Here is a 19787-nt window from a genome sequence, read left to right on the forward strand (position 1 = left end):
GTTGACGTTAGGGCAGGCTGGCGGCTCTGGCTCAGCGCGCGCGGTCGGTCTGGAGCGATCGGAGATAGGTCACGAGAGCCCGCGCCTCGCGTTCTCTCAACACGAAGACCGGCATTTCCGGATGACCGGCAATGAGTCCCTCTTGCAGACGCTTGCCAAGCTCATCCAGATCGACACGGGGCTCGATGTGACGAAAGGCCGGCGCAGCGGCATTGGGGCTGCGCTCGGCCGACCCGATGGCGTGACAGGTTGCGCAGAGGCGAAGCGCCAGGTCCTGACCTTCCTGCACAGGTCCGTATTGCGCGAATGCTGTTCCGGCCGCGCAAAGGATCATCGACACGGTCAGCGATACCCAACGCATCGGATATCCCTCGCGTGTGATTGATACGCGGCCGCTCGTGCGCATCAGACGTCGAAGAAGACGGTTTCGTTGTCGCCCTGCAAAACGATGTCGAACAGATAGACAGGCTTTCCGTCGCGCATCGTGCGCCTGGCGATCAGCGTGTCGCGGCGTGCTTCCTGCTCAATCAGGTTGAGCACCGGATCGGCGGCATTGGCCTCGGTTTCATCGGAGAAATACAGGCGCGTATGCAGTCCGATATTGATGCCGCGCGATACGATCCAGACGTTGATATGCGGCGCCATCGTCCGCGTATTCCGGCCGGGCACCGGGCCGGGCTTGATCGTGTCGAAAGTGTAGAGCCCGGTCTGGAAATGCGCGCCGGTCCGCCCCCAGCCACGGAAATCGGGGTCGAGCGCCTTCTTTTGCGTATCGGCGGGACTATTGTAGCGGCCATCGGCATTGGCCTGCCAGATCTCAAGCAGCGCGTCGCGAACCGGCGTGCCGATGCCGTCGAGTACGCGACCTTCGATGGTGATGCGCTCACCCTTGGTCGAGGCACCGGCCAGCACGTTATCGAAATTGTTCTGGAAGATATCGAAGCCCGCCATATGCGGAATAAGCCCGATATGCACATACGGGCCCGCCGTTTGCGATGCGGTTTCTTTCAGGTAGCCGAGAGCTTGCGGCATGATCAGTTTCCTTCCAGGCGATTTTCAAACAGGGTCGAACGCCGGCCGCGCAATACGATATTGAAGCGATAGGCCAGCGTATCCATCGGTACGGCGGCGTTCATGTCGAGCGGAGCGACCAGGCGGTCGATGGCAGTCTCGTCAGGAACGGTGTGGACGATTGGGCAGACTTTGATCAGCGGATCGCCTTCGAAATACATCTGCGTGATCAGGCGTTGCGCAAAGCCCGTGCCGAACACCGAAAAATGGATATGCGCCGGGCGCCAGCTATTGACGTAGTTGCGCCAAGGATAGGGGCCGGGTTTCACCGTGCGGAAATAGTAATAGCCATTCTCATCGGTGAGCGTGCGTCCGCAGCCGCCGAAATTCGGATCGATCGGCGCGAGATAGGTGTCATTTTTGTGCCGATAGCGGCCGGCGGCGTTCGCTTGCCAGAACTCGACCAATGTATTCGGCACCGCCTTGCCGTTCTCGTCGAGTACCTGGCCGTGCACAATGATGCGTTCGCCGATCGGCTCTCCGGTCTTGGCGTAGTTGCGGATCAGGTCGTTGTCGAGCAGGCCGATATGGTTGTGGCCGAATACCGGCCCGGTCACTTCCGACAGCGAATTTTGCAAGGACAGCAGTGCCTTGCGTGGCGATCGTGTGATGCTCGTCTTGTAGCCCGGAGCATAGGCAGGAGGATGGATGTCGCGGTCGCGCTGGAAGAACTCCACCGGATGCACCGACGGCAAAAACAGATTGGGAATGGGTTCTGCGTCGCGGTCGGAAATCTGTGGCCGGACATTCATGAGGCATCCTCCTGATCATCATTTTATGAAAACGATGGAGGAAAATGCCCTGGTGCGGCTTGATGCAGGTCAAAGGTGGCCGCGATTGTTTGTAATCTTTGAAAGGTCGCGCGGGGTGGGCTGATGGGCCTGAGGGCGCGACGTCAGCGAGTAGCGGATCGAGGCGCTCGACCTATCTGAATTGCAATATCTTCCGGTTCGCCGCGTTTGCGACGCGCGAGAGCCGAGCTTCCTCGGCCTCGATCAGATTCATCCAGCCTTCGAAGATACGCAGATATTGCTGCCGGACGGCTTCGCTCTTGGCCACCTGGATACGCAATGCACACTCTTCAGCACGATCTTGAAAGTGCGAGAGCATCGGACTTCCCCACGAATCCCTTTCGATGTCCGCTTCTTCTCCCATGGCCCGGAATGGCTGGTGAGTCGTAGCGAAATACCTGAATGGAACTTTTGTGCAGGGGCATGGTTAATCGATAGTAAATGCCCGCATTCTTTCAGTGTCTCCTGCTCAATCGTCAGTCCTGCGCTTCCGTCGTCGGGAGAATCTCGTCCAGTAGACAAAGATGGCGCCGCCCGCGATCAAGAATATGACCCCGGAACTGATCCGGCCTGTGAACCAGGCCGTCCCGGCAGCGATCGCGATGACACAAAGCCAATATTTGATGGTGTCCGACAGCATTTATGTAATGTAGGTCGCCCCGCCTGTGCTGGCCATAGCGATAAAGAGCAAACAGGTTGTCGTGGTGTGTCAGTGAACCGAGCCGACGAAGTTCTGCAATTCCGGTGTCTTCGGATTTGCGAACAGGTCTTTCGGCGGACCTTCTTCATGCACTTTGCCCATATGCATGAAGACGAGCTTGGTGCCGACATCGCGAGCGAATCGCATCTCATGCGTCACCAGAATCAGCGTGATGCCTTCTCTGGCGAGGCTTTCGACCACGCGCAGCACTTCATTGACGAGTTCGGGATCGAGCGCCGAGGTGATCTCATCGCAGAGAAGGACGTTCGGCCGCATCGCCAGTGCCCGCGCGATGGCTACGCGCTGCTGCTGTCCGCCCGATAGCTGCGAGGGATAGTTGCCGGCCTTGTCCGACAGGCCGACCTTGGCCAGCATTTCGGCGGCGAGGTCTTTGGCTTCCAGCGGCTGCACCTTGTTGACGATCTTCGGTGCCAGCATGACATTCTCCGCGGCGGTGAGGTGCGGAAACAGATTGAATTGTTGAAACACCATGCCGACGTTGCGGCGCAGGTCGCGCAGCTTTCCTTCTTTTGCCGACAGCCCGACATCGATGCCGTCGACAACGATGGCGCCAGAGTCATAAGTCTCGAGCCCGTTGATGCAGCGGAGCAGGGTGCTCTTGCCGGAGCCCGAGCGGCCGATGATCGCGACCACGTCGCCGCGTTCGACGTCGATCGATACCCCCTTCAGGACTTCGGTCGGGCCGAAACTCTTGCGCACATCTACGATATCAACGAGCGGCGCTTTAGCGAGCGGCATGGAGCTGCCTTTCCAGACGATGGGCATACCAGGAGAGCGGGAAACAGAGCGCGAAATAGATCAGAGCCACCAGCGAATAGACGAGGAAGGGCCGGAAAGTCGCGTTGTTGAGCATCGTCCCGGCCTTGGTCAGATCGACAAAGCCGATGATCGAGGCGAGCGCGGTGCCCTTGATGACCTGCACCGAGAAGCCGACGGTTGGCGCGATAGCGATGCGTGCGGCCTGCGGCAGGATCACGTAGCGCATCTGCTCGACATAGGAGAGGGCCAAGGTGTCGGACGCCTCCCATTGTCCTTTCGGAATGGCTTCGACGCAGCCACGCCAGATGTCGGTGAGGAAGGCCGAAGTCCAGAAGGTGAGCGCCAGCCAGGCCGCGATCCAGGGATCGACATCGACGCCGAACAGGGCGACGCCGAAGAAGAACAGAAAGAGCTGCATCAAGAGCGGCGTGCCCTGGAAGAATTCGATGTACCAGCGCGTCAGACGCTCCAGCCATGGTCTTCCGGATACCCGAGCGAAAAGAAGGATCAGCGCAACGATGCCGCCGGAGACGAAGGCGATCAGCGACAGCAGGATCGTCCAGCGCGTCGCCAGCAGGAGGTTGGAGAGGATCACCCAGAAAGAGAAATCGCTCATGCGCTATGCTTTCGGGAAGGCCCAGCGGCCGATGCCGCGCAGGATCGCGCGGGCAGCGATAGCGAGGAGGAGATAGAGCAGGGTGACGACGAGATAGACTTCGAAAGCGCGGAAGTTGCGCGACTGGATATAATTGGCCGCATAGGTCAGATCTTCGGCGGAGATCTGTGAGACCACCGCAGAGCCCAGCATCACGATGACGATCTGCGATGACAGGGCCGGATAGATTTTCTGGAACGCCTGCTTGAGCACCACATAGCGCAGCACCTGCATCCGCGACATCGCCAGGCTCTCGCCGGCTTCGATATGCCCTTTCGGGACGGCCTGGATGCCGGCGCGGATGATCTCGGTCGAATAGGCGCCGAGATTGATGGTCATCGCCAGAAAGGCGGCGACCGTTTCCGACAGCTTGATTCCCGCTGCCGGCAGCCCGAAGAAGATGAAGAAGAGCTGGACGATGAAAGGCGTGTTGCGGATGATCTCGACATAAGCGCCGACCAATAAATCCAACCATTTCGGACCGAAGGCGCGGGCCGACGCGCCAGCGGTGCCAAGCGCGATGCCGGCGATTGTCGAGACGATGGTCAGGACAATGGTGAAGATCAGGCCGTGCAGCAACACGTCCCAGTAGGGAAGAAGATCGGAGAAGACGAGCGTGTAACCCATGACGGGAGTCTTGCTCGGCCGATCAGAAGCCAGCCGGCAACGACGCCTTCAGCCATTTCTCCGAAATCTTGTTGAGTTCACCGGATTTCTTTGCCTTGGCGATGATTTCATTGACCTTGGCCATCAGCTTCGGCTCGTCCTTGTTCATGCCGATATAGCAGGGGCTGTCCTTGATCACGAATTTCAGCACCGGCGGCCGCGCCTTTGATTTGTCCGCGATCGATGCCGCCACGGTATTGCCGGTGGCGATCAGGTCGACCTGTCCGGAAATAAAGGCCGAGATGGTGGCATTGTTATCTTCGTAACGCTTGACCGTCGTCCCCGCAGGAGCGGTCTTGGAGATTTCCTGTTCCTCGATCGCGCCGCGCGTCGCGCCGATGGTCTTGCCGGCGAGGTCCTCGACCTTGGTTGCCGCAATTTCTTTGGTGCCGTAGACGCCGGAGAAGAATGGCGCATAGGCCTCGGAGAAATCGATCACCTTCTCGCGCTCGGGATTCTTGCCGAGGCTGGAAATGACGATGTGGGCTTTCTTGGTTTGCAGATAGGGGATCCGGTTGGCGCTGGTGACGGCGATGATCTCGGTTTTGACCCCAAGTTCCTTGCCGATCAGATTGGCCATGTCGATGTCATAGCCGACCGGCTTGAGGTCCGGCCCCGCCGAGCCGAACGGGGCGAAATCCTGGGGGACGGCCACCTTGATCACTTTGGCCTTCATGATGTCGTCCAGCGCATCGGCGCGAGCAATCGAGGCGCTGCCCAGGGCGAGAATGCTCAAAAAAGCGGCACGAAATGCGATGGTTGCGAGTGTCAAGGCGGCCTCCACAGGTCCCGGTGTGCTATTTTGGCCAATAGAGCAAAGACCGTGCCGAAGGTGTGGAATTTTTCAACGTCTCCGATCCGTCTGGCCCCGTTAAATCGTGGCTATGATTGAGCTTCTCCTTGGAGTTGTGGCATGGAGGACGGTAGGGTTGTGGGGATTTTACAGTATGTTTCTGCGATTTATTGCGGTGATGAGCCTTGCCTGGGCTGTCAGTGGATGCGTGACCACGAACCAGCATTCGCTGTCAGGGTCGGATCTGCAGAGTTTCAAGCTTGCTGAGGTTCGCGTTGTTGTGCCGCCGGAAGCTAGCATCGTCGGATATGACGGGATTAACGAGTATCTCGCCGGCCGAAATGTTCCGAACTACGAGCTAAATGCCGCCACCGAAACGGAGGAGGCGAAACAATGGACGCGTGATCATTTGGCGGCACGTATCAAAGGCGCGATGCAGCAAAACCTCGCTGGCACCTTCAATGGAAATCGGCCGGTCCGTGCCGAAGTCACCGTGCACGGCTTCATGTTATCCAGCGCCGTCCAGCGGATCGTTGTCGGCGGTAACTACCATATGGTTGCTGACGTCACGTTGGTTGATGCGAAAACGGGTGCGGTCATCGTCGCTTATCCGAAAATGGTCCACGTCGTTCAGGCCCTGAATGGATGGGCTGGGGCGATCGTTCAGGCGGCTTACGATGCCGCCAACTCACCCGGCGAGAGGGTGGTGAAGGGCTTTGCCGAGCAATATCGGGGTTGGCTGCTGAAGACGTAAGGGAGGGGCTTTTCGCCGTTTCCCGCTCTTGCAAACCGCCCATCCATAAGGCATATCGGTCTGGCGGCGGGCCGAATGGTCCGCCGCAGCCGTTTGGAGGAGTGTAGCTCAACTGGCTAGAGCACCGGTCTCCAAAACCGGGGGTTGGGGGTTCGAGTCCCTCCACTCCTGCCAGTTGCGACGGCTGGCAGGACAACCTTGATTTCCGACGGCTTTCGCAGTACTTACACGGCTTCGCTTCAGCGGCCCGGTGACGGACATCCGCGGCGAAGGGCATCCCAAAACAAGGGCCGGATGTGGCTCGTTCCTTAAGAACAAGGATCGGGCGACAAGACGGCTCGTTTGAGCACCGGCAAGATCGATGGCGAAGTTCAGTCCGTTCAAGTTTCTGCAGCAGGTACGCGCCGAGACCGAGAAGGTCACCTGGCCGTCGCGCCGCGAGACCGCCATCACCACCGCGATGGTGTTTGTCATGGTTGCGGTGTCGTCGATTTTCTTCCTGCTGGCCGATCAGGCGATCCGGCTACTCATTACGACGATTTTGAACATGGTGCGCTGACTGTCGCCGTTGAATAGAGACGTCACAAGACCCCGGACCGAAAAGACTTTGGAAGAATAAGAGACATGGCCAAGCGCTGGTACATCGTTCACGCCTATTCGAATTTCGAGAACAAGGTCGCCGAATCCATTCGCGAGCAGGCCAAGCAGCGCGGCCTGACCGAGCATTTCGAGGAAGTGCTGGTCCCGAAGGAAAAGGTCACCGAGGTGCGCCGCGGCCGCAAGGTCGATACCGAGCGCAAGTTCTTTCCGGGTTATGTGCTGGTGAAGGTCGACCTGACCGACGAGGCTTATCACCTGATCAAGAATACGCCGAAGGTCACGGGCTTTCTCGGCGCCGACAACAAGCCGATGCCGATCTCCGAGGCCGAAGCCGGCCGTCTGCTGCAGCAGGTGCAGGAAGGCATTGACCGTCCGAAGCCGTCGGTTTCGTTCGAAGTGGGCGAGCAGGTGCGTGTCTCCGATGGTCCGTTCGCGTCATTCAACGGCACCGTCGAAGAAGTGGACGAGGATCGTGCGCGCGTGAAAGTCGCGGTGTCGATCTTCGGTCGCGCAACGCCTGTCGAACTCGAATTCGGGCAGGTGGAGAAGGTTTAAGATTTCTGCGTTGGCGCCGGCCTCAGTCCGGCCCTGACGAAGAAGAAGAGCCGTGGGAGGTGAGGACGGCCGCCAACCGTCCAAGAGCTGCACCACGGCACCTGAACCGGGCCGGCAACGGCTCACATCACAGGAGTAGTACATGGCAAAGAAAATTACCGGCTATGTAAAATTGCAAGTGCCGGCCGGCGCCGCCAATCCGTCGCCGCCGATCGGTCCCGCGCTTGGCCAGCGCGGTCTGAACATCATGGAATTCTGCAAGGCATTCAACGCGCAGACTGCCAAGCTCGAAAAGAACATGCCGATCCCGGTCACCATCACGGTGTATCAGGACCGGTCCTTCACCTTCGAAATGAAGCAGGCGCCCGTGTCCTACTTCATCAAGAAGGCGGCGAAGATCGACAAGGGGTCGAAGGCCCCGGGTCGTGACAAGGCCGGCAAGATCACGCAGGCCCAGATCAACGAAATCGCCGAGCAGAAGATGAAGGACCTGAACTGCGACACCGTCGAGGCTGCGGCCAAGATGATCGCAGGCTCCGCCCGTTCGATGGGCATCGACGTGGTGGGAGGCTGATCATGGCTTTTGAAGGCAAGCGCGCCAAGAAGATCCGCGAAGGCATCGATCGCGACAAGCTCTATGCGCTCGACGAAGCGGTGAAGATGATCAAGGACCGCGCCAAGGCGAAGTTCGACGAGACCATCGAAGTGGCGATGAATCTCGGCGTCGATCCGCGTCACGCCGATCAGATGGTGCGTGGCGTCGTCACGCTGCCGAGCGGCTCGGGCCGTACGCAACGCGTCGGTGTGTTCGCACGCGGTGCCAAGGCGGACGAGGCCAAGGCGGCCGGTGCCGATGTCGTCGGTGCCGAAGACCTGTTCGAGAAGGTCAACAACGGCGAGATCGATTTCGATCGTTGTATTGCGACCCCCGACATGATGCCGCTGGTCGGCCGTCTCGGTAAGGTGCTCGGCCCGCGCGGCATGATGCCGAATCCGAAGGTCGGCACCGTGACCATGGACATCGCCAATGCGGTGAAGGGTGCCAAGGGCGGCTCGGTCGAATTCCGCGTCGAGAAGGCCGGCATCGTTCAGGCCGGCGTCGGCAAGGCCTCTTTCACAGCCGACGCACTGGTTGCGAACATCAAGGCGTTCGCCGATGCGGTGCAGAAGGCCAAGCCGGCAGGCGCCAAGGGCACCTTCGTGCAGAAGGTGTCGCTGTCCTCGACGATGGGGCCGGGCCTGAAGATCGAGCCGAATTCGATTTTCGCGCAGAGCTGATCTTCGTTTCAAAGACACGATGAGAAAAAAAGCCCGGCAGCGATGCCGGGCTTTTTGTTTGGGACATATTTTATTTTGCTGATGTGAATTTTATTCCAGCGTGCAGGGACAGTTTTCGCGACGACCAAAGTCTAATTCGCAAACGCTTCAGAATTTTTGCCGGCGCTCTGGCGATTTTGGAACCGCTGTCTACATCCGTTCCAATCAGTCCTGGTTCTGGAGAGAACGTATGGCGGCCTACTCGTTGCGCATCAACGGGCAAACTAAAAACGTTGAAGTATTACCCGACACACCTTTGTTGTGGGTCATCAGGGACACTGTTGGACTCACGGGAACGAAGTTTGGGTGCGGGATCGCGCAATGCGGTGCTTGCACAGTGTTTGTGGATGGTAACCCGACACGCTCCTGTCAGTTGCAGGTCTCCGATGTCGGCAACAGTGAAATCACAACCATCGAAGGAATCGGCGGGCGCGAAGCGCAGGCCGTGCAGAAGGCTTGGGTCGCGCGCGATGTGCCGCAGTGCGGCTATTGCCAGTCCGGTCAGGTGATGAGCGCGGTGGCGCTCCTGAAAGATAACAAGAAGCCAAGTAATGAGGATATCGACAATGCGATGAGCGGCAATCTCTGCCGCTGCGCGACCTATGTCCGCATTCGCGCCGCGATCCACGACGCAGCCAAGTCGCTGGAGGGCTGAACGCATGACGATTCATCAGCGCAATCTGTCGCGCCGGTCGATGCTGCAAGGCATGGCCGGGCTTGTCATCGCGTTCCATCTGCCGCGGCAAGCATCGGCGCAATCGGGCGCCGCGTCGATCTTCCGTCCCGACGGAAAGGCCGCCGTGTTCGCGCCCAATGCCTTCATCCGCGTCGGCACCGACAACACCGTCACCATTCTGTCGAAACATATCGAATTCGGGCAGGGGCCGTTCACCGGCCTTGCGACGATCGTTGCCGAAGAGCTCGATGCCGACTGGTCGCAGATGCGTGCCGAGCACGCGCCGGCGGATGCCAAGCTCTACAACAACACCGCCTTCGGTCCGATTCAGGGAACGGGCGGATCGACGGCGATCGCCAATTCGTATGATCAGCTGCGCATGGCCGGCGCCACTGCGCGGGCGATGCTGGTGCAGGCCGCAAGTGCGGCGTGGACGGTACCGGTGTCCGAGATCACCGTGGAGCGTGGCGTGCTGCGGCACGCGGCCACCAAACGCGAAGCGACCTTCGGCCAGATGGCCGATGCCGCAGCGAAACTGCCGGCGCCGGACAATGTGAAGCTGAAAGACCCGAAAAATTTCAGGTTCATCGGCCGCGAAGGCTCGGTTCACAAGCTCGATGTGCCGAGCAAGGTCAACGGCACGGCGCAATTCACCATCGACATTCGCGAGCCCGATATGCTCACGGTGGTGGTCGCGCATCCGGATCGTTTCGGTGCGACGGTCGCACGCGTTGACGATGGCGAAGCCCGCAAGGTGCCAGGCGTTGTGGACGTGAAGGTGCTGCCGAGCGGCGTCGCCGTTTATGCCAACGGTATGTGGCCGGCGCTGAAAGCCCGCGATCTGCTCAAGATCACGTGGGACGACAGCAAGGCTGAAAAGCGCAGCACGCAGCAATTGCTGGACGAATACCGCGCATTGTCGCGCAAGCCCGGCACCGTCGCCGGCAAGCATGGCGATGCGGATGCGGCGCTGTCGAAAGCCGGCAAGGTGATCGAGGCGGAATATATCTTCCCGTATCTCGCCCATGCCGCGATGGAGCCGCTCGACGGCTATCTGCAGTTTGGCAACGATCGTGCTGTCGCGCGGTTCGGCAGCCAGATCCAGACGCTGGATCAAGCGACGATCGCGACCATTCTCGGATTGAAGCCGGAGCAGGTGGATATCCAGACGATGCTCGCTGGCGGCAGCTTCGGCCGCAGGGCGCAGCCGGCATCGCAATTTGCCGCCGAACTCGCCATGGCGGCCAAGGCGATCGGCCCCGAACGGCCAGTGAAGCTGGTCTGGACGCGCGAGGATGACATGCGTGGCGGCTTCTACCGGCCGCTGTTCGTGCATCGCCTGCGCGGCGCGGTGCAGGATGGCAAGATCGTGGCGTGGTCCAACACCGTTGTTGGCCAGTCGTTCCTGAAAGGCTCGCCCTTTGAGGGTCTGATCAAGGACGGCGTCGACGGCACATCGGTCGAAGGCTCGCGGAACATTCCGTACGACGTGGCCAATTTCCAGTGCGACCTGCACACAACCGATGCCGGCGTGCCGACCTTATGGTGGCGCTCGGTCGGTCACACCCACACCGGCTACGCCGTCGAATGCTTTGTCGATGAATTGCTGCAGGCGGCGGGCAAGGACCCGGTGGCCGGGCGTCTCGAACTGATGACCAAACATCCGCGCGCGGCTGGTGTTCTGCGTGCCGTGGCGGAGCTTGCGAAATGGAACGGGCCGGGTCCGGTCAACGGGCGCGCCCGCGGCGTTGCGGTGGTTGAAAGCTTCAACACCTTCGTCGCACAGATCGCGGAGATCTCGGATGGCGGTAATGAAGGACCGCGCGTGCACAAGGTCTGGTGCGCGGTCGACTGCGGCATTGCCGTCAATCCCGATGTCATCCGTGCGCAGATCGAAGGCGGTATCGGCTATGGTCTCGGTCACGTGCTGTTCGCAGAAGTGACGCTCGATCAGGGACGCCCGATGCAGAGCAATTTCGACACCTACCGGTCGCTGCGCATCAACGAGATGCCGGAGGTCGAAGTCGCGATTGTGCCATCGTCCGAAAAGCCGACGGGCGTCGGTGAACCGGGCGTGCCGCCGATCGGTCCGGCCGTTGCGAATGCCATGGCGCGGCTCGGTCATGAGCGGCCGCGGCAATTGCCGGTCGTGAAAGGCGTTGCGTGACGAGGACGTTGTCGCTCGTCGCTGCCGCGAGACATGGCAAGTGCTGATCGGGAATCCGCATCCGCGAATTCCCGATTACGCCGGACAAGATTTTACCGAACGGCCTCTAATTCCGAGGCGCCAGCCAGGATCAGGCGGCCAGTTGAACGGCGATGTCCGTTGGCACGGGTTCGTGCGGCGCTAATTGCGTGCGGGTCGAGTCCGCCCAATTCGCAAGATTGATGACGACGCCTGTTTTCTGCTTGGTGTCGCCATCGGACTGTGTCGACTCCACGATGCTCAGTCCCTGACCATCGAGAAAGAAGGTGTGATCACCGAACAGTCTGGTGAGTTCCGACATGACCGGATGACTTTCGGGTATCGCTTGTGCGGGGAACTGGTCGAGGGTCTGTTCCACCTGAGTTGGTGTCAGTTTCATGACATCTCCTCTCGCGGGTTTCGTGTGCGAAAGCGTGACGCGCAGCTTTCACGACCTCATCGCTAACTCGCCCAAGTGGCGAGTATACGGCGACTTAGGACACGACATCTGTTGTTCAAGACAATAAAGCCGCGCTTCCATGAATAAGGCAGCGGAACACACGTGTTTTGCACAGTCTGTGCATTTTTTGTGCGGAACATTCGGCGCCGCCGCGTCTTGACCCATGTTGCCGCGTTGGGGGTGCGAGCACGGCGTGGTCTTGCGTCGAGCGAACGCTGGCGGGGCTGTCCAATCAATGTTCGGAGAAAGACATGCGCGTATTCACATTGACTTCTGTCGCCATCCTGGGGCTGGCCGGTTCGCTGATCGTTGGTCCTGCGAATGCGCAATCCGCGCCGGCTGCGAAGCCGCAAACAACGTCGCCCAGTGCGATAGCACCGTCGGATCTGTCCGATCAGAAAATCGATGCGGTCGCCACGGCGCTCGAGAATGTCACGAAGGTCGATCAGGAATATTCGCAACAGATTGCCAAGGCGCCAGAAGCCGACAAGCAGCGCATTGTCGAAGAGGCGAACAATGTGATGGTCAAGGCCGTGACCGATCAGGGATTGTCGGTGGAGGAATACAGCAAGATCATCGAAGTGGCCTCAAACGATGCCGGCCTCCGTCAGAAAATCCTGCAGCGCATCCCGTCCGCGCGACAATAGCGCGTAACGGTCCGTCACTGCGGTGACGCAGCGCGGCTCAAGCCGCGCTGCGCTTGCCCCAGAGGTTTTGGGATGCGATGCGGGCGCCTTCGGCCAGCGAGCGCAGCTTCGCCCACATGATGCTTTCGTGCACGCGTTTGGCGAACGGGCTCTGCGCAAAGCCGCAATCCGTGCCGGCCATCACGTTCTCACGGCCGACGAGCTTGGCAAGACGCGTCAGCCGCTGCGCCACGAGTTCGGGATGCTCGACGATATTGGTTGCATGACTGACGCAGCCGGGGATCAGCATCTTGCCCGCAGGCAGTTTCACAGTCTCCCACACCACCCATTCGTGTTCGTGGCGCGGATTGGCGGCCTCATACTGATACGCGCCGCATTTCACCTGCAGCATCATGTCGACGATGTCCTTCATCGGCACGTCATGCGCATGCGGGCCATTCCAGCTTCCCCAGCACAGATGATAGCGTGACTTTTCTTCGGGGATGCCGCGCAGTGCGTGATTGAGCACGTCGACGCGGAGCTGGGCCCATTTGCGATAATCGCCGAGCGTCATCGGCGGCACCATCTTCTCGTACATATAGGGCAGGAAGGCATCGTCGATCTGCACGTAGAGACCGGCATCGACAATGGCCTTGTATTCGGCGTTCAGCGCATCGGCGAGCGCGAACAGACAGGTTTCCTCGTCCTTGTAGAATTCGTTCTTGCTGCCGGGCAGGGCGCTGGCCGGTGCCACCACGGGAAGAAACGCGCCCGGCGCTTTCGCCTTGCTGGCCGCGTGTTTGAGATTGTCGATGTCGCGCGAAACCTGCTTCTGGCCGATATACGAAAGGGCGCCATTGACGACAAAGCGATTGCCGAGCCGTTTGCCGAGCCCGGTCGCGGCATCGTATTCGGCGTAGAACTCGGGGAAGGCTTTACGATCGTTGCCGCCGCCGGCCTGCGTCAGCGGATCCTTCGCTTCTTCGGGCGTGAGCGGACGCGTGGTGAGGCCACTCAATCGTTCGTGGACGTAAAAAGCCCAGTTGCGGCCTTTGGAGAATTCGCCGTCGCTGACAATGTCGACGCCGACATCGACCTGCTGCTGCACGACCTCGTCGATCGAATCCCTCAGGCAGGCTTGGTAGGCGGCTTCGTCATACGGCTCGCCTGCTTCGATCTTGCGCAGATGGTGGACCAGTTTCGGCGGCCGGACCAGACTGCCGACATGGGTGACGAGAATGCGATCGGGTGTCGCCATGATGCTCTTCCTCCAGGGCTCTTCTTTGTGTGAGCTTTACGCATTCTACGAGCATGACACTGCCGATCCACCCTTGCCGTGGGGGAGGGGATAAGTCAGGGCTTGGCAAGCGTGACAGAAGGGAATAGAAGACGACCATTGGCGTGCTGGCTATGTCGGCACGCCTTTGCGCGTTCCTGATGGAACACGCGGCAGTCCGGCTCAGCCGGGCCGCCTCCTGTCCAAGACTGCCGGTGCGGGGTTACCCGCCTAATTGCCAAATTCGAAAGAAGGCGGCTGCCAGCATAGACGGGTGAGAGACGTGTTTCTGGCCGGCTATGCCGCGCCGTTGACCGGTTCGAACCTTTCAAATCCCACGTGGCCAAGGGCGCGAGCTCGGCTGCGGTGGAGGGCAGGGCTTAACGGAAGCGCCGTTCTGCCCCTTAAGCATTCCGGGCAGAATGGTTGTCGCAACGGGTGGGTTCCGGAAAGGGGTCCACCAACCGGAGAGAGCTTGTGAACCGAACGGAAAAAACTGAGTCCGTCGAGTCGCTGAAGGAGGTCTTCAAGTCCTCCAAAGTGGTCGTTGTGGCTCATTATTCCGGCCTTTCGGTCGCCCAGATGCAGACCCTGCGCAAGCAGATGAAGCAGGCGGGCGCCCAGGTGAAGGTCGCGAAAAACCGTCTCGCCAAGATTGCTCTTGATGGCTCCGATGCTGCCTCGATCGCGCCTTTGCTGAAAGGGCCGACCCTGATCGCCTATTCTCTGGCCGATCCGGTAGCAGCACCGAAGGTCGCCACCGACTTTGCCAAGGCGAACGAGCAGTTCGTCATTCTTGGCGGAGCGATGGGCAAGACCGCCCTGGACGTGAATGGCGTGAAGCAGCTGGCTTCTCTGCCTTCGCTCGACGAATTGCGTGGGAAGATCGTCGGCCTGCTTGTGGCCCCGGCGACCAAGATCGCGCAGCTCACGACCGCACCGGCCTCCAAGGTCGCGCGCGTCGTCCAGGCCTATGCCAGCAAGACTGCGGCGTGACACCGACATCAATCATCAAGGTTCGAATAGGATAATAATACCATGGCTGACTTGCAGAAAATCGTCGACGATCTGTCGTCCCTGACCGTCCTCGAGGCGGCTGACCTCGCCAAGATGCTCGAAGAAAAGTGGGGCGTTTCCGCCGCTGCTGCGGTGGCTGTCGCCGCTGCTCCGGGTGCTGGCGGCGGTGCCGCTCCGGCTGAAGAGAAGACCGACTTCACCGTCGTCCTGGCCGCGGCCGGCGACAAGAAGATTGAAGTCATTAAGGAAGTTCGCGCTCTGACCGGCCTCGGTCTGAAAGAGGCGAAGGACCTCGTTGAAGGCGCTCCGAAGACCCTCAAGGAAGGCGCCAACAAGGAAGAAGCCGACAAGATCAAGGCGACCCTTGAAAAGGTCGGTGCCAAGGTCGAGCTTAAGTAATCTCTTGATTGTGCCGTACGGCCGGGTTCCGCCCGGCTGTACGCTCTCCGGAGAAAGGCCGGGATTGCCCCGGTCTTGACGTCAAAGTGAGTGGACCCGCCCAAAAATCGCCCTTTCCGGGCAATTTTTGGCAGCGGGCACTGGACATTGTGGCTATTGGGCCTATATGGGTTCGATATCCCCTTATAGCGCCGCTTCGCGGCGGCAGATGCGGCGGTTCGAGCCCGGCTCGAATCATCTTAAACGCAGGCACCCGACGCCTGTCCTGATGGTCGCGATGATGGCGGCCTTTCGGAGAGTCGTCCCGGCTGTCTCAGAACGACAGACGAGAGAAGGACGGTTTATGGCGCAGACGTTTATCGGTCGGAAGCGCGTTAGAAAATTTTTCGGAAAAATCCAGGAAGTGGCGGAGATGCCGAACCTCATCGAGGTTCAGAAGGCGTCCTATGACCAATTCCTTCTGGTGACGCCCCCCGAGGGCGGCCGGCCCGACGAGGGCCTGCAGGCGGTCTTTAAGTCCGTCTTCCCGATCAAGGATTTTTCCAACACCTCGCAGCTCGACTTTGTCGGCTACGAGTTCGATCCCCCGAAATACGACGTCGATGAATGCCGCCAGCGCGGCATGACCTATGCTGCGCCGCTCAAGGTGACGCTGCGCCTCATCGTGTTCGATGTCGATGAAGAGACCGGCGCCCGCTCCGTGAAGGACATCAAGGAGCAGGATGTCTACATGGGCGACATCCCGCTGATGACCAACAACGGTACGTTCGTCGTGAACGGCACCGAGCGCGTTATCGTTTCGCAGATGCATCGTTCGCCCGGCGTGTTCTTCGATCACGACAAGGGCAAGACCCATTCATCCGGCAAGCTGTTGTTTGCGGCCCGCATCATTCCCTATCGCGGTTCGTGGCTCGACATCGAGTTCGATGCCAAGGACATCGTACATGCGCGTATCGACCGTCGCCGCAAGATCCCGGTGACGTCGCTGCTCTATGCGCTCGGCATGGACGGCGAGGAAATCCTCAAGACCTTCTACAACATCGTTTCTTACAAGCGCGCGAAGGAAGGCTGGCGCGTGCCCTTCGATGCCGACCGCATGAAGGGTTACAAGGCCATCAACGATCTCGTCGATGCCGATAGCGGCAAGGTCGTTGTCGAAGCCGGTCGCAAGATCACCGTGCGTCAGGCGCGTCAGCTCGCGGAAAAGGGCCTTAAGGCTCTCCGCATGACCGATGAGGAGCTGCTTGGCAATTACATTGCCGAAGATCTCGTCAACATGAAAACCGGTGAGATCTACGCCGAAGCCGGCGAAGAGATCACCGAGAAGCTGCTTGAAACGATCAACGAGCTCGGCATCAAGGAATTGCCAATCCTCGACATCGATCACATCAATGTCGGCGCCTACATCCGCAACACGCTCGCGGTTGACAAGAACATGACGCGTGAAGACGCGCTGTTCGACATCTACCGCGTGATGCGTCCGGGTGAGCCGCCCACGATCGATACCGCATCGGCGATGTTCCAGTCGCTGTTCTTCGATGCCGACCGCTACGACCTTTCGGCCGTTGGTCGCGTGAAGATGAACATGCGCCTCGACCTCGATGCGCCGGACACGATGCGCGTGCTGCGCAAGGATGACATCCTTGCCGTGGTGAAGACGCTCGTCGATCTGCGCGACGGCAAGGGCGAAATCGACGACATCGACAATCTCGGCAATCGCCGTGTGCGTTCGGTCGGCGAGTTGATGGAGAACCAGTATCGCGTCGGCCTCCTGCGTATGGAGCGCGCGATCAAGGAGCGCATGTCGTCGGTCGATATCGACACCGTCATGCCGCAGGACCTGATCAACGCCAAGCCGGCGGCTGCCGCGGTGCGCGAGTTCTTCGGCTCCTCGCAGCTCTCGCAGTTCATGGATCAGACCAACCCGCTGTCCGAGATCACGCACAAGCGTCGTCTCTCGGCGCTTGGACCAGGCGGTCTGACTCGCGAACGCGCTGGCTTTGAAGTGCGCGACGTGCATCCGACCCACTATGGCCGTATCTGCCCGATCGAGACTCCGGAAGGTCCGAATATCGGTCTGATCAACTCACTTGCGACCTATGCGCGGGTGAACAAATACGGTTTCGTGGAAACGCCTTATCGCAAGGTGAAGGACGGCCGCGTCACCGACGAGGTCATCTATCTCTCGGCGATGGAGGAGGCTCGTTACACGGTCGCGCAGGCGAATGCGCCGATCGATGCCAAGGGCCGTTTCACCGAAGACATGATCGTCTGCCGTCATGCCGGCGATGTTGCGCCTTATCCGCGCGACAAGGTCGACTTCATGGACGTGTCGCCGAAGCAGCTCGTCTCGGTCGCCGCGGCGTTGATCCCGTTCCTTGAGAACGACGACGCCAACCGCGCGCTGATGGGCTCGAACATGCAGCGTCAGGCGGTGCCGCTGGTTCGTGCCGAGGCGCCGTTCGTTGGTACCGGCATGGAAGGCGTGGTGGCGCGTGACTCCGGTGCGGCCATCGGTGCTCGCCGTGCGGGCGTGATCGATCAGGTGGATGCCACCCGTATCGTTATCCGCGCGACGGAAGAGACCGACCCGACCAAGCCGGGCGTCGACATCTATCGTCTGATGAAGTTCCAGCGCTCCAACCAGAACACCTGCATCAACCAGCGACCGCTGGTGCGTGTCGGTGACGTGGTGAAGAAGGGCGACATCATCGCCGACGGCCCGTCGACCGAACTCGGCGAGCTCGCGCTTGGCCGCAACGTGCTGGTCGCGTTCATGCCGTGGAACGGCTACAACTTCGAGGACTCGATCCTTCTGTCAGAGCGCATTGTGCGCGACGACGTCTTCACTTCGATCCATATCGAGGAATTCGAAGTGATGGCCCGTGACACCAAGCTCGGACCGGAAGAAATCACGCGCGACATTCCGAACGTGTCGGAAGAGGCGCTGAAGAACCTCGACGAAGCCGGCATCGTCTATATCGGTGCTGAAGTCCGCGCCGGCGACATCCTCTGCGGCAAGATCACGCCGAAGGGCGAAAGCCCGATGACGCCGGAAGAAAAACTTCTGCGCGCCATCTTCGGTGAGAAGGCCTCGGACGTTCGCGATACCTCGCTCCGCGTGCCGCCAGGCGTGCAGGGCACGGTCGTGGAAGTGCGCGTGTTTAACCGTCACGGTGTCGACAAGGACGAGCGTGCGCTCGCGATCGAACGCGAGGAAATCGAACGCCTCGCCAAGGACCGCGACGACGAACAGGCGATCCTCGACCGCAACGTGTTCGGGCGTCTGGCCGAGTTGCTGGATGGCCGTCAGGGCGTTGCGGGGCCGAAAGGCTTCAAGAAGGACACCAAGATCACCCGCGCGACCCTGGATGAATATCCGCGTTCGCAATGGTGGCAGTTCGCGACCTCGAACGACAAGCTGATGGCCGAGATCGAGGCCATGCGGAAGCAATACGACGAGTCGAAGAAGCTGCTCGAGCAGCGCTTCCTCGACAAGGTCGAGAAGCTGCAGCGTGGCGACGAACTCCCGCCCGGCGTGATGAAGATGGTCAAGGTCTTCGTCGCGGTGAAGCGCAAGATCCAGCCCGGCGACAAGATGGCCGGACGTCACGGCAACAAGGGTGTCGTGTCCAAGATCGTTCCGGTCGAGGACATGCCGTTCCTTGAGGACGGGACGCATGCGGACATCGTGCTTAATCCGCTCGGCGTGCCGAGCCGCATGAATGTCGGTCAGATTCTTGAGACGCATCTTGGCTGGGCGTGCGCCGGTCTTGGCAAGCGCATCGGCCAGGCGGTCGATGCGTATTATGCCAAGCAGGATACGCGTCCGCTGAAGGATACGCTGAAGAAGGTGTATGGCGAGGACGAGACCATCAAGTCGCTGGACGACAAGGGGATCATCGAACTCGGCAGCAACCTCCGTCATGGCGTGCCGATTGCGACGCCGGTCTTCGACGGCGCCAAGGAAACCGACATCGAGCAGATGCTCGACATGGCGGGTCTCGATCACTCGGGGCAGATGACGCTGTTCGATGGCCGCACCGGCGATCAGTTCGATCGTAAGGTGACTGTCGGCTACATCTACATGCTGAAGCTGCATCACCTTGTCGACGACAAGATCCATGCCCGTTCGATCGGTCCTTACTCGCTCGTCACCCAGCAGCCGCTGGGCGGCAAGGCGCAGTTCGGCGGACAGCGTTTCGGCGAAATGGAGGTCTGGGCGCTCGAAGCTTACGGCGCCGCCTACACGCTGCAGGAAATGCTGACCGTGAAGTCCGATGACGTGGCCGGCCGTACCAAGGTCTACGAAGCGATCGTGCGTGGTGACGACACGTTCGAAGCCGGTATCCCGGAAAGCTTCAACGTCCTGGTCAAGGAAATGCGCTCGCTCGGCCTCAACGTCGACCTGCACAATTCGAAGGTCCAGCGGCCCGGCGAACTGCCGGAAGCCGCCGAGTAATTCG

The 19787-nt window shown here is 60.2% G+C and carries 21 protein-coding genes and 1 tRNA gene; 12 read left to right on the top strand and 10 right to left on the bottom strand.

The features are described 5' to 3' along the window. Window positions 1-31: 31 nt before the first annotated feature. From CAK95_RS21120 to CAK95_RS21150, 8 genes are all read right to left on the bottom strand, one after another. Window positions 32-361, bottom strand: a complete 330-nt coding sequence (locus CAK95_RS21120; RefSeq protein WP_147413489.1) for a c-type cytochrome — start codon at window positions 359-361, stop codon at window positions 32-34. Window positions 362-405: 44 nt separating this feature from the next. Beyond that, complete coding sequence (gene pcaG / locus CAK95_RS21125; protein WP_086089707.1) at window positions 406-1032, bottom strand: protocatechuate 3,4-dioxygenase subunit alpha; 627 nt, start codon at window positions 1030-1032, stop codon at window positions 406-408. A 2-nt stretch (window positions 1033-1034) separates the two neighbouring features. Continuing rightward, window positions 1035-1823, bottom strand: coding sequence for a protocatechuate 3,4-dioxygenase subunit beta (gene pcaH / locus CAK95_RS21130; protein ID WP_086089708.1), 789 nt, complete (start codon window positions 1821-1823; stop codon window positions 1035-1037). A 172-nt stretch (window positions 1824-1995) separates the two neighbouring features. Then, window positions 1996-2226, bottom strand: coding sequence for a hypothetical protein (locus CAK95_RS29340; protein WP_147413491.1), 231 nt, complete (start codon window positions 2224-2226; stop codon window positions 1996-1998). A gap of 345 nt (window positions 2227-2571) precedes the next feature. After that, on the bottom strand, window positions 2572-3321 hold the full coding sequence (locus tag CAK95_RS21135; protein ID WP_086089709.1) for an amino acid ABC transporter ATP-binding protein: 750 nt from the start codon (window positions 3319-3321) through the stop codon (window positions 2572-2574). Next, window positions 3308-3958 (bottom strand): amino acid ABC transporter permease, encoded by a 651-nt coding sequence (locus tag CAK95_RS21140; RefSeq protein ID WP_086089710.1) that lies wholly within the window; start codon window positions 3956-3958, stop codon window positions 3308-3310. Before CAK95_RS21140 ends, CAK95_RS21135 begins: the two co-directional genes overlap by 14 nt. Before the next feature lie 3 nt (window positions 3959-3961). After that, a complete protein-coding gene (locus tag CAK95_RS21145) occupies window positions 3962-4624 on the bottom strand; it encodes an amino acid ABC transporter permease (protein ID WP_086089711.1) in 663 nt (220 codons plus the stop codon). A 22-nt stretch (window positions 4625-4646) separates the two neighbouring features. Then, window positions 4647-5420, bottom strand: a complete 774-nt coding sequence (locus CAK95_RS21150; protein WP_425349712.1) for a transporter substrate-binding domain-containing protein — start codon at window positions 5418-5420, stop codon at window positions 4647-4649. Between the two features lie 127 nt (window positions 5421-5547). Between CAK95_RS21150 and CAK95_RS21155 the strand changes: the two genes are divergently transcribed. From CAK95_RS21155 to CAK95_RS21190, 8 genes are all read left to right on the top strand, one after another. Further along, on the top strand, window positions 5548-6210 hold the full coding sequence (locus CAK95_RS21155) for a DUF6778 family protein (RefSeq protein ID WP_147413493.1): 663 nt from the start codon (window positions 5548-5550) through the stop codon (window positions 6208-6210). A gap of 97 nt (window positions 6211-6307) precedes the next feature. Continuing rightward, window positions 6308-6384, top strand: a tRNA-Trp gene (locus tag CAK95_RS21160). A 187-nt stretch (window positions 6385-6571) separates the two neighbouring features. Continuing rightward, window positions 6572-6769, top strand: coding sequence for a preprotein translocase subunit SecE (secE, locus tag CAK95_RS21165; RefSeq protein ID WP_086089713.1), 198 nt, complete (start codon window positions 6572-6574; stop codon window positions 6767-6769). Window positions 6770-6834: 65 nt separating this feature from the next. After that, window positions 6835-7365, top strand: coding sequence for a transcription termination/antitermination protein NusG (gene nusG / locus CAK95_RS21170; RefSeq protein WP_086089714.1), 531 nt, complete (start codon window positions 6835-6837; stop codon window positions 7363-7365). Window positions 7366-7507: 142 nt separating this feature from the next. Beyond that, window positions 7508-7939 carry a 50S ribosomal protein L11 gene (gene rplK, locus CAK95_RS21175; RefSeq protein ID WP_086089715.1) on the top strand — a complete coding sequence of 144 codons (432 nt, stop codon included), beginning with the start codon at window positions 7508-7510 and terminating at the stop codon, window positions 7937-7939. A 2-nt stretch (window positions 7940-7941) separates the two neighbouring features. Beyond that, window positions 7942-8643 carry a 50S ribosomal protein L1 gene (rplA, locus tag CAK95_RS21180; protein WP_086089716.1) on the top strand — a complete coding sequence of 234 codons (702 nt, stop codon included), beginning with the start codon at window positions 7942-7944 and terminating at the stop codon, window positions 8641-8643. Window positions 8644-8872: 229 nt separating this feature from the next. Continuing rightward, the gene (locus CAK95_RS21185) at window positions 8873-9337 is read left to right on the top strand and encodes a (2Fe-2S)-binding protein (RefSeq protein WP_086089717.1); all 465 of its coding nucleotides are present in this window, start codon (window positions 8873-8875) and stop codon (window positions 9335-9337) included. Window positions 9338-9341: 4 nt separating this feature from the next. Beyond that, window positions 9342-11525 carry a xanthine dehydrogenase family protein molybdopterin-binding subunit gene (locus CAK95_RS21190; protein ID WP_086089718.1) on the top strand — a complete coding sequence of 728 codons (2184 nt, stop codon included), beginning with the start codon at window positions 9342-9344 and terminating at the stop codon, window positions 11523-11525. Window positions 11526-11655: 130 nt separating this feature from the next. Here the strand turns inward: CAK95_RS21190 and CAK95_RS21195 are convergent, their stop codons facing one another. Next, window positions 11656-11943, bottom strand: coding sequence for a hypothetical protein (locus CAK95_RS21195; protein WP_086089719.1), 288 nt, complete (start codon window positions 11941-11943; stop codon window positions 11656-11658). A gap of 311 nt (window positions 11944-12254) precedes the next feature. Between CAK95_RS21195 and CAK95_RS21200 the strand changes: the two genes are divergently transcribed. Further along, complete coding sequence (locus tag CAK95_RS21200; RefSeq protein ID WP_086089720.1) at window positions 12255-12650, top strand: DUF4168 domain-containing protein; 396 nt, start codon at window positions 12255-12257, stop codon at window positions 12648-12650. 37 nt (window positions 12651-12687) lie between these two features. Here CAK95_RS21200 and CAK95_RS21205 read toward each other — a convergent pair whose 3' ends face one another. Continuing rightward, window positions 12688-13887 carry a cobalamin-independent methionine synthase II family protein gene (locus CAK95_RS21205; RefSeq protein ID WP_086089721.1) on the bottom strand — a complete coding sequence of 400 codons (1200 nt, stop codon included), beginning with the start codon at window positions 13885-13887 and terminating at the stop codon, window positions 12688-12690. A gap of 495 nt (window positions 13888-14382) precedes the next feature. On the opposite strand from CAK95_RS21205, the gene rplJ reads away from it, so the two are divergent. The 3 genes from rplJ (at window position 14383) to rpoB (ending at window position 19783) form a co-directional block, all read left to right on the top strand. Then, window positions 14383-14901, top strand: coding sequence for a 50S ribosomal protein L10 (gene rplJ / locus CAK95_RS21210; RefSeq protein WP_086089722.1), 519 nt, complete (start codon window positions 14383-14385; stop codon window positions 14899-14901). A gap of 42 nt (window positions 14902-14943) precedes the next feature. Then, entirely contained in the window at window positions 14944-15321 is a 378-nt protein-coding gene (gene rplL / locus CAK95_RS21215) for a 50S ribosomal protein L7/L12 (RefSeq protein ID WP_086089723.1), read from the top strand. A 343-nt stretch (window positions 15322-15664) separates the two neighbouring features. Next, window positions 15665-19783, top strand: a complete 4119-nt coding sequence (rpoB, locus tag CAK95_RS21220; protein ID WP_086089724.1) for a DNA-directed RNA polymerase subunit beta — start codon at window positions 15665-15667, stop codon at window positions 19781-19783. The last annotated feature ends 4 nt before the right edge of the window (window positions 19784-19787 follow it).

The sequence above is a fragment of the Pseudorhodoplanes sinuspersici genome, from assembly GCF_002119765.1.
Classification (GTDB): Bacteria; Pseudomonadota; Alphaproteobacteria; order Rhizobiales; family Xanthobacteraceae; genus Pseudorhodoplanes; species Pseudorhodoplanes sinuspersici.